The organism is Gordonia hydrophobica NBRC 16057 (assembly GCF_001592365.1).
Lineage (GTDB): Bacteria > Actinomycetota > Actinomycetes > Mycobacteriales > Mycobacteriaceae > Gordonia > Gordonia hydrophobica.
The window spans coordinates 772,998-781,114 of sequence record NZ_BCWU01000001.1; the positions used below are offsets into that span (position 1 = coordinate 772,998).

6 protein-coding genes are annotated in these 8,117 nt (G+C 67.4%); all 6 read left to right on the top strand.

The window, feature by feature from the left end:
* Positions 1–2: 2 nt before the first annotated feature.
* On the top strand, positions 3–950 hold the full coding sequence (argF, locus tag GH2_RS03595) for an ornithine carbamoyltransferase (protein ID WP_066163143.1): 948 nt from the start codon (positions 3–5) through the stop codon (positions 948–950).
* Positions 947–1,474 (top strand): arginine repressor, encoded by a 528-nt coding sequence (locus tag GH2_RS03600; RefSeq protein WP_066163146.1) that lies wholly within the window; start codon positions 947–949, stop codon positions 1,472–1,474. Before argF ends, GH2_RS03600 begins: the two co-directional genes overlap by 4 nt.
* 58 nt (positions 1,475–1,532) lie before the next feature.
* Positions 1,533–2,987: an argininosuccinate lyase gene (gene argH / locus GH2_RS03605; RefSeq protein WP_066163148.1), complete on the top strand. Its 1,455-nt coding sequence runs from the start codon at positions 1,533–1,535 to the stop codon at positions 2,985–2,987.
* Between the two features lie 183 nt (positions 2,988–3,170).
* Positions 3,171–6,173, top strand: a complete 3,003-nt coding sequence (locus GH2_RS03610; RefSeq protein WP_084247282.1) for an AMP-binding protein — start codon at positions 3,171–3,173, stop codon at positions 6,171–6,173.
* Positions 6,174–6,243: 70 nt separating this feature from the next.
* Positions 6,244–6,462 (top strand): Trm112 family protein, encoded by a 219-nt coding sequence (locus GH2_RS03615; protein WP_066163150.1) that lies wholly within the window; start codon positions 6,244–6,246, stop codon positions 6,460–6,462.
* The gene (tyrS, locus tag GH2_RS03620; RefSeq protein WP_066163152.1) at positions 6,459–7,742 is read left to right on the top strand and encodes a tyrosine--tRNA ligase; all 1,284 of its coding nucleotides are present in this window, start codon (positions 6,459–6,461) and stop codon (positions 7,740–7,742) included. Before GH2_RS03615 ends, tyrS begins: the two co-directional genes overlap by 4 nt.
* The last annotated feature ends 375 nt before the right edge of the window (positions 7,743–8,117 follow it).

Below are 8,117 nucleotides of genomic sequence, written 5' to 3' on the forward strand. Positions count from 1 at the left end.
TCATGAGCGAAACCACCACCACCGGCTCCGTCCGGCACTTCCTGCGCGACGACGACCTGACTCCCGCCGAGCAGGCCGAAGTGCTGGCGCTCGCCGCCGAGATGAAGCGCGATCGCTTCGCGTTCCGGCCGCTCGAGGGTCCGCGCGCCGTCGGCGTCATCTTCGACAAGAACTCCACCCGCACGCGGTTCTCGTTCGAGGTGGGCATCAGTCAGCTCGGCGGGCACGCGGTGGTCGTCGACGGCGCCAACACCCAGATGGGGCGCGACGAGTCGTTCGCCGACACCGGCCGGGTCCTCTCGCGCTTCGTCGACGCGATCGTGTGGCGCACCTTCGGTCAGGATCGGCTCGAAGCGGTCGCCGCGTACTCGACGGTGCCGGTGGTCAACGCGCTGTCCGATTCGTTTCATCCGTGCCAGATCCTCGCCGACCTGCAGACGATCATCGAACGCAAAGGCAAGGCCGCGGGCCTCACGATGACCTATTTCGGCGACGCCGCGAACAACATGGCCCACTCGCTGATGCTGGGCGGCGTCACCGCGGGTATGCACGTGCGAGTGAGCGGTCCGGTCGAGTTCCAACCGGATCCGGAGGTCGTGGCGGCGACGCAGCGCCGGGCTGCCGAGACCGGAGGCAGTGTCGAGTTGATCGCCGATCCGGTGGCGGCCGCGACCGGCGCCGATGTCCTCGTCACCGACACCTGGACGTCGATGGGACAGGAGTCCGACGGGCTGGACCGCGTCGGACCGTTCCGGCCGTACCAGATCAACAGCGAACTCCTGGGGCACGCCGCCGACGATGCGATCGTGCTGCACTGCCTCCCGGCGCACCGCGGCGAGGAGATCACCGATGAGGTGATCGACGGCCCGGCGAGCGTCGTGTTCGACGAGGCCGAGAATCGGTTGCACGCGCAGAAGGCGTTGCTCGCCTGGCTCATGGAGCGGGCGTGAGCCACGCGGGGTCAGCCGCGGACGACACCGACCGTTCGGAGTCGTCCCGACTCGCCGCGACACGCGCCGGACGGCACTCGCGGATCATTGAGATCCTCGCCGCCGAGCAGGTTCGCAGTCAGAGCGAACTGCAGCAGAAGTTGGCCAAGGTCGGCGTCGAGGCGACCCAGGCCACCATCTCGCGCGACCTCGACGAGCTCGGCGCCGTGAAACTGCGCGCTGCCGACGGGGGTGTCGGGGTGTACGTGGTGCCCGAGGACGGCACACCGGTCCGCGGGGTCTCCGGCGGCACCGACCGCGTCGCGCGGCTGGTCTCCGAACTGCTGGTCTCGACCGATGCGTCGGGCGACATGGCGGTCCTGCGCACCCCGCCCGGCGCGGCAGGCTATCTGGCGAGCGCGCTCGACCGTGCGCGGCTGCCCGGTGTCGTCGGCACCATCGCCGGCGACGACACGATCTTCGTGCTCGCGCGCAGACCGCTGACCGGCGCCGACCTGGCCGCCCGGATCGAAGGTCTCGTGTGACTGCGCACCACTGATATCCCCAACCACCCACATCACCACACCGAGGAGTACCACCCTCATGGCGACTGCCGACAACACCGCACCGAACACCGACGCCCACGAGGGAACCAACGAGGGCGCGCTCTGGGGCGGGCGATTCGCTGACGGTCCCGCGGCCGCCATGGCGGCCCTGAGCAAGTCAACGCACTTCGACTGGGCGTTGGCGCCGTTCGACATTCAGGCCTCCCAGGCGCATGCCCGCGTGTTGGCGAAGGCCGGTCTGCTCACCGAGGACGACGCTGCGACGATGCAGGCGGGTCTGGATCAGTTGGCGGCCGACGTCGCTGACGGCACGTTCGGGCCCGCCGAGTCCGATGAGGACGTCCACGGCGCGTTGGAACGCGGACTCATCGAGCGGGTCGGCCCGGAGGTCGGCGGGCGCCTCCGCGCGGGCCGGTCGCGCAACGACCAGGTCGCGACGCTGTTCCGGATGTGGTTGCGCGATGCGATGCGCCGGGTGGGTTCCGGCGTGCTGGATCTCGCCGAGGCGCTGGTGGCTCAGGCCGCAGCCAACCCCGGCGTCGTGATGCCGGGCAAGACGCACCTGCAGGCGGCCCAGCCGGTTCTTCTCGGACACACCCTGCTGGCGCACGCGCAGCCCCTGTTGCGCGACGTCGCACGTCTGGTCGACGCGGACCGTCGGGTCGCGGTCTCGCCGTACGGTTCGGGCGCGCTCGCCGGTTCGTCGCTCGGGCTGGACCCCGAAGCGATTGCCGCCGACCTCGGATTCGACAGCGCCGCAGACAACTCGATCGACGCCACCAGTTCGCGTGACTTCGCCGCCGAAGCCGCCTTCGTCTTCGCGATGACCGCCGTCGACATGTCGCGTCTCGGGGAGGACGTGATCCTGTGGAGCACTCCCGAGTACAACTACGTGACGCTCGCCGACGCGTGGTCGACCGGGAGCTCGATCATGCCGCAGAAGAAGAATCCGGATGTCGCGGAACTCGCGCGCGGCAAGGCGGGGCGCCTCATCGGCAACCTCACCGGTCTCCTCGCGACGCTCAAGGCGCAGCCACTGGCGTACAACCGCGATCTGCAGGAGGACAAGGAGCCGGTCTTCGACTCGGTGGCGCAGCTCGAGCTGCTGCTGCCGGCGATGACCGGACTGGTCGGCACCCTGGTGTTCCACCCGGAACGGATGGCCGAGCTGGCGCCCGCAGGCTTCACGCTTGCCACGGATATCGCGGAATGGCTGGTCCGGCAAGGGGTTCCGTTCCGTGTTGCGCACGAGGTGGCAGGCGCCTGCGTCCGTGAGGCCGAGCAGCGGGGCGTCGGCCTCGCCGACCTCGACGATGAGACGATGGCCGCGATCAACCCGGCGCTGACTCCGCAGGTCCGCGGGGTGCTCAGCGTCACCGGATCCATCGAGTCGCGGAACGCGCTCGGCGGCACCGCGTCGACCCAGGTGCAGCGACAGATCGCCGTGGCGACCGGAACCATCGCCGACCTGCGCTCCGCCCTGGCTCGCTAGGGGGCGTGGGCTGGGGCGTCTCGGTGAGTACGAGCGGACGTCGAGCCGATATCGCCACACCCGTGTGTCGCAGGCCACTCGCTGAGATGATTGTCTGTACCCACGAGTAAACTGCTCGCGTGCTTGTGGGGTTCGGAATCGATCGGCGGGCGCAGGGGTAGACGCGGGATGGGAGTTGTCACTGTGAGAGGCTTGCCAGACGTCGGCGGGGCGGTCGGACGGATCGTCGCGACGGCGCAGAACGGACTCGAAGTCCTCCGCATGGGAGGTCTCGACACCGGGACCGAGCCCACGCCCTACAAGGTCGTCGAGACCGAGAAGATGTACCGGCTCCGTCGGTACTTCCCGGACGACCCGGGCGACGGCTGCCCGAACGTGATCTTGATTCCGCCGATGATGGTCTCGGCCAACGTCTACGACGTCACGCAGCAGAACGGCGCCGTGTCGGTGCTGCATCGGCACGGGGTGATCCCGTGGGTCGTCGACTTCGGGTCGCCGGATCACGAAGAGGGCGGCATGGAGCGGACTCTCACCGACCACGTCGTCGCGATCAGTCGCGTCATCGATCTGGTTCGGTCGGTCACCGGGCGTGACGTCCATCTGGGCGGCTACTCGCAGGGCGGCATGTTCGCGTACCAGACCGCGGCCTATCGACGGTCGGCCGGTCTGGCCAGCGTGGTGACCTTCGGCAGTCCGGTCGACGTCCTCGCGGCACTGCCGCTGGGGCTGCCTGCCAACCTCGTCGTGCCCGGTGCCGAGTTCGTCGCCGACAACGTATTCAATCGGCTCTGGATCCCGAGTTGGCTCGCCCGCACCGGCTTCCAGCTGGCCGATCCGGTGAAGACGGCCAAGAGCCGCATCGACTTCCTGCGCAAACTCCACGACCGCGACGCGCTCCTCCCACGCGAGGACCAGCGGCGTTTCATCGAGCAGGAGGGGTGGGTCGCCTGGTCGGGGCCCGCCGTCGCCGAACTGCTCCGCCAGTTCGTGGTGCACAACCGCATGATGTCCGGCGGGTTCGTCATCGACGGCGACGTGGTGTCGATGACCGAGATCACCTGCCCCGTGCTCGCCTTCGTCGGTGAGACCGACGACATCGGCCAGCCGCTCGCGGTCCGCGGCATCGTGCGGGCGGCACCGCTCGCCGACGTCTACGAGTCGGCGCTGCCCGTCGGACACTTCGGTCTGGTCGTCGGTTCCACCGCGGGACGACTCACCTGGCCGACCGTCGGCGAATGGATCCGATGGCGCGAAGGCAGCGCCGATGAGCCGGAGAACATCGCGCCGATGCGGACCGATCGCACCGAATCGGGCACCGGAATCAATTGGACCGATCGCCTGACCTACGGAGTCGGACAGGTGGCGGGCGCAGGCACCGCGGTCTCGAAGGAGTTCGTCGACGCGGTGAACTCCTTGCAGCGCACCACGCGGGCCGTCGCGACCGAATCGGTCCGCACCGTTCCCCGCCTCTTCCGCCTGGGACAGATCCAGCCGTCCACGCGGGTCTCGCTCGGCAAGCTGATGAGCGAGAACGCCCGGCGCACCCCGCACGACGAGCTGTTCCTCTTCGAGGACCGGATCCTCACCCACGCTCAGGTCAACACCCGAATCGACAACGTCGTCCTCGGTCTGATCGAGAGCGGCATCCGTCCGGGAGTCCATGTGGGCGTGATGATGGATCCGCGCCCGTCGGCGCTGGTGACCATCGCCGCGCTCTCGCGACTCGGGGCGGTCGCGGTCCTGCTGTCCTCGGGCGACTCGCTGTCGGAGATGCTCGCGATGGCCGACACGCGGGTCATCGTCGCCGACCCAGATCATCTCGACGGCGCCGCAGCCGTGTGCGATCGGGTCCTGGTGCTCGGCGGCGGCAGCGGCGACGCGCGCGTCATCGAGCGGGCCGACGGCGAGCACATCGTCGACATGGAGAAGATCGATCCGAGTCGGGTTCGTCAGCCCGCGTGGTACCGCCCGGATCCCGGCCTGGCAGGCGACCTCGCCTTCGTCGTCTTCACTGAGACGCAGGGGCGACTCAATCGCTGGGCCATCACGAACCACAGGTTCGCGATGTCGGCATTGGGCGCGGCCGCCGCGGCCGGGTTGTCGAACCGCGACACCGTCTACTGCCTGCCGCCGTTGCATCACGCCTCCGGCCTGCTCACCACGCTCGGCGCCACCGCCGCGGGACGGTCTCGGATCGCACTCTCCACCGGCATGGACCCGGCTCGGTTCGCCCGCGAAGTCCGCCGCTACGGGGTCACGGTCGTCTCGTACACCTGGAACATGCTCGCCGAGATCATGGACGCTCCCGAGTTCGACGCGAGCCGTCTCGGTTCGGTGCGACTGTTCATGGGATCAGGCATCTCGGCAGGTCAGTGGACCCGTCTGCGTGAGACGCTGCCGAACGCTCGGGTGCTGGAGTTCTTCGCCTCGGCCGACGGCTCCGCGATCCTGGCCAACGTCGACGACAACAAGATCGGTTCGATGGGCAGGCCGCTGCCGGAGACCAATCCGGTCCGCGTCGCGGCCTACGATCCGTCGACCGGCCGCATGGAGATCGACCGCGACACCGGGTTCATTCGGGAAGCGGGACCGCGGGAGATCGGCATGCTCGTCTCCCACGCTGGTCAACGGTTCGAGGCCGCGGGGTTGGTGCTGCGCGATGTCTTCCGGCCGCACGACCGCTGGGAGGTCAGCGGCAGCCTCTTCCGGGCCGATGCCGACGGAGACCTCTGGTACATGGGCTCGGCACACGGTGTGGTGCGCAGTGCCGCGGGTCCGATGTACACCCTGCCGATCCAGCAGGCACTCTCGATGATCTCCGATGTGAAGCTGTCCGCAGCCTACGGAGTCGGGGAGCCGGGCAGCCAGATCGCCGTCGCCGTCGTGACGCTGCGCGAGGGGGCCTCGTCGCTCACTCCGACACAGATCCGCGTCGGCCTGGGGGAGTTGCCCGCCGAACAGCGGCCGCACCTGGTGTGGATCGCCGACTCGATTCCGCTGTCAGAGGCGTTTCGGCTGAAGACCAGCAAGATCGCGGCCCGCGGCATTCCGAAGCCGGGCTCCAAGATCTGGTACCGGAGTCCGGACGGAAGTTACCGCCGGTACACGGCGACGGCCGCCGCAACGATCGACTGGAGTACGCCGACCGGTGTCGCCGAGGACAGCGGAGCCGCGTCCGCCGAGTAGCCTTGACCTTCGGTAGACGTCGCCGCCGACCAGCGGTGTGCGACTGGATCGACGAAATGAGTGGGAGCTGATGGCAACACGCGCCGAGGGCATCAATCCGGTCATGCGAGACCGGCTGGTATGCCCCCAGGACCTGGGCGAACTGATCGATGCGGGAGACGAACTCTATAACCCGCGCCTTCGAGTCGCCTATGCCATCGACGACAAGGGCATCCCGAACATGTTGATCGACGACGCGCGCTCGGTCTCCGATGAGGAGCACGAGCGCTTCACCACGAAGGAATCGTGACAGCACCCGTGGACCAGAACATCCTCGACGACCTCATCTGGCGTGGGCTCATCGGCCAGACGACCGACGAAGACGCATTGCGCAAGGCGCTGGACGAGCCGATCTCGCTGTACGCGGGCTTCGACCCGACGGCTTCGAGCCTGCACGCCGGCCATTTGGTTCCGTTGCTGACCTTGCGTCGGTTCCAGCTTGCCGGACACCGGCCCGTCGTCCTCGCCGGCGGTGCCACCGGGCTCATCGGTGATCCCCGCGATGTCGGCGAACGCACCATGAACTCCGCCGACACCGTGGCCGACTGGGCCGACACCATCGTCGGTCAGCTCCAGCGGTTCGTGACGATCGACGATTCCGCCAACGGCGCGGTACTGGTGAACAACAACGAGTGGACGGCGTCGCTGTCGGCGATCGAGTTCCTCCGTGACATCGGCAAGCACTTCTCGGTCAACGTGATGCTGGCGCGCGAGACCGTGAAGCGACGCCTCGAGTCCGACGGCATCAGTTACACGGAATTCAGCTACCTGCTGCTGCAGTCCAACGATTTCCTGCAGCTGAACAGGAAGTACGGCTGCGTGCTCCAGATCGGTGGATCCGATCAGTGGGGCAACATCATCGGCGGAGTCGACCTGATCCGCAAGGTCGACGGCGCAAGCGCGCATGCCCTGACCGTTCCGCTCGTCACGTCGGCGGACGGAAAGAAGTTCGGGAAGTCGACGGGTGGCGGAAGCGTCTGGCTCGATCCCGAGCTCACCAGCCCGTACGCCTGGTACCAGTACTTCGTGAACACGGCCGACGCCGACGTCGTGAAGTTCCTCAAGTGGTTCACCTTCCTGAGCCGCGAAGAGATCGAGGAACTCGAGAAGATCACCGCGGAGAAGCCGTTCCTACGCGAGGCGCAGAAGCGGCTCGCCCAAGAACTGACCACGCTGATCCACGGTGCCGATCAGACCGCGGCCGCCGAGCTCGCAAGCAAGGCGCTGTTCGGGCGCGCCGAATTGACCGACCTCGACGAGGCAACACTGGGTGCAGCCCTGCGAGAGACCGGAGTCGCCGAGTTCGCGGACGGCTCCGAACCGACGATCGTCGAACTGCTCGTCCAGTCCGGCCTCGCCGACAGCAACAAAGCGGCTCGTCGCGCTGTCGACGAGGGCGGCGCCTACGTGAACAACCAGAAGGTGACCGACGCCGACTGGAAGCCCGCATCCGCCGATCTGCTGTTCGGCAGTTGGCTGGTGCTCAGGCGTGGCAAGAAGACCTTCGCCGGCGCCAAGATCGGTTCTTGACCTGTTGGCGATGCGCTGACCTGGCAATTTGGCACTTCGGCGAGAGCATGTGTAACTTATTCCAGGTCAGCGGGTCGCCGCTGGCAAGCGAAATCCCCTTCCGAGACGGCGAGTTGCACTCGTCGCGATGGTCTGGGTAGAGTAGCGGTCCTGCGCCTCGCAGAGTTCAGATCGTCTTCGGATGGGTTGGAATCGAGCGTTTTGCAGGGATGATTCCGGTCTGCTAGGCTGGAAAGGTCGCCTCGGAGACGGGGAGATCGACAAAAATAGTTTCAGATGTCTGCTGGAGTTCGGCCGGGTTGTTGTCTGGTTGGTGCTGGTGGGTGTGTGTTCTTTGAGAACTCGATAGTGTGTTTTGGATTTCTTGTGCCGCAA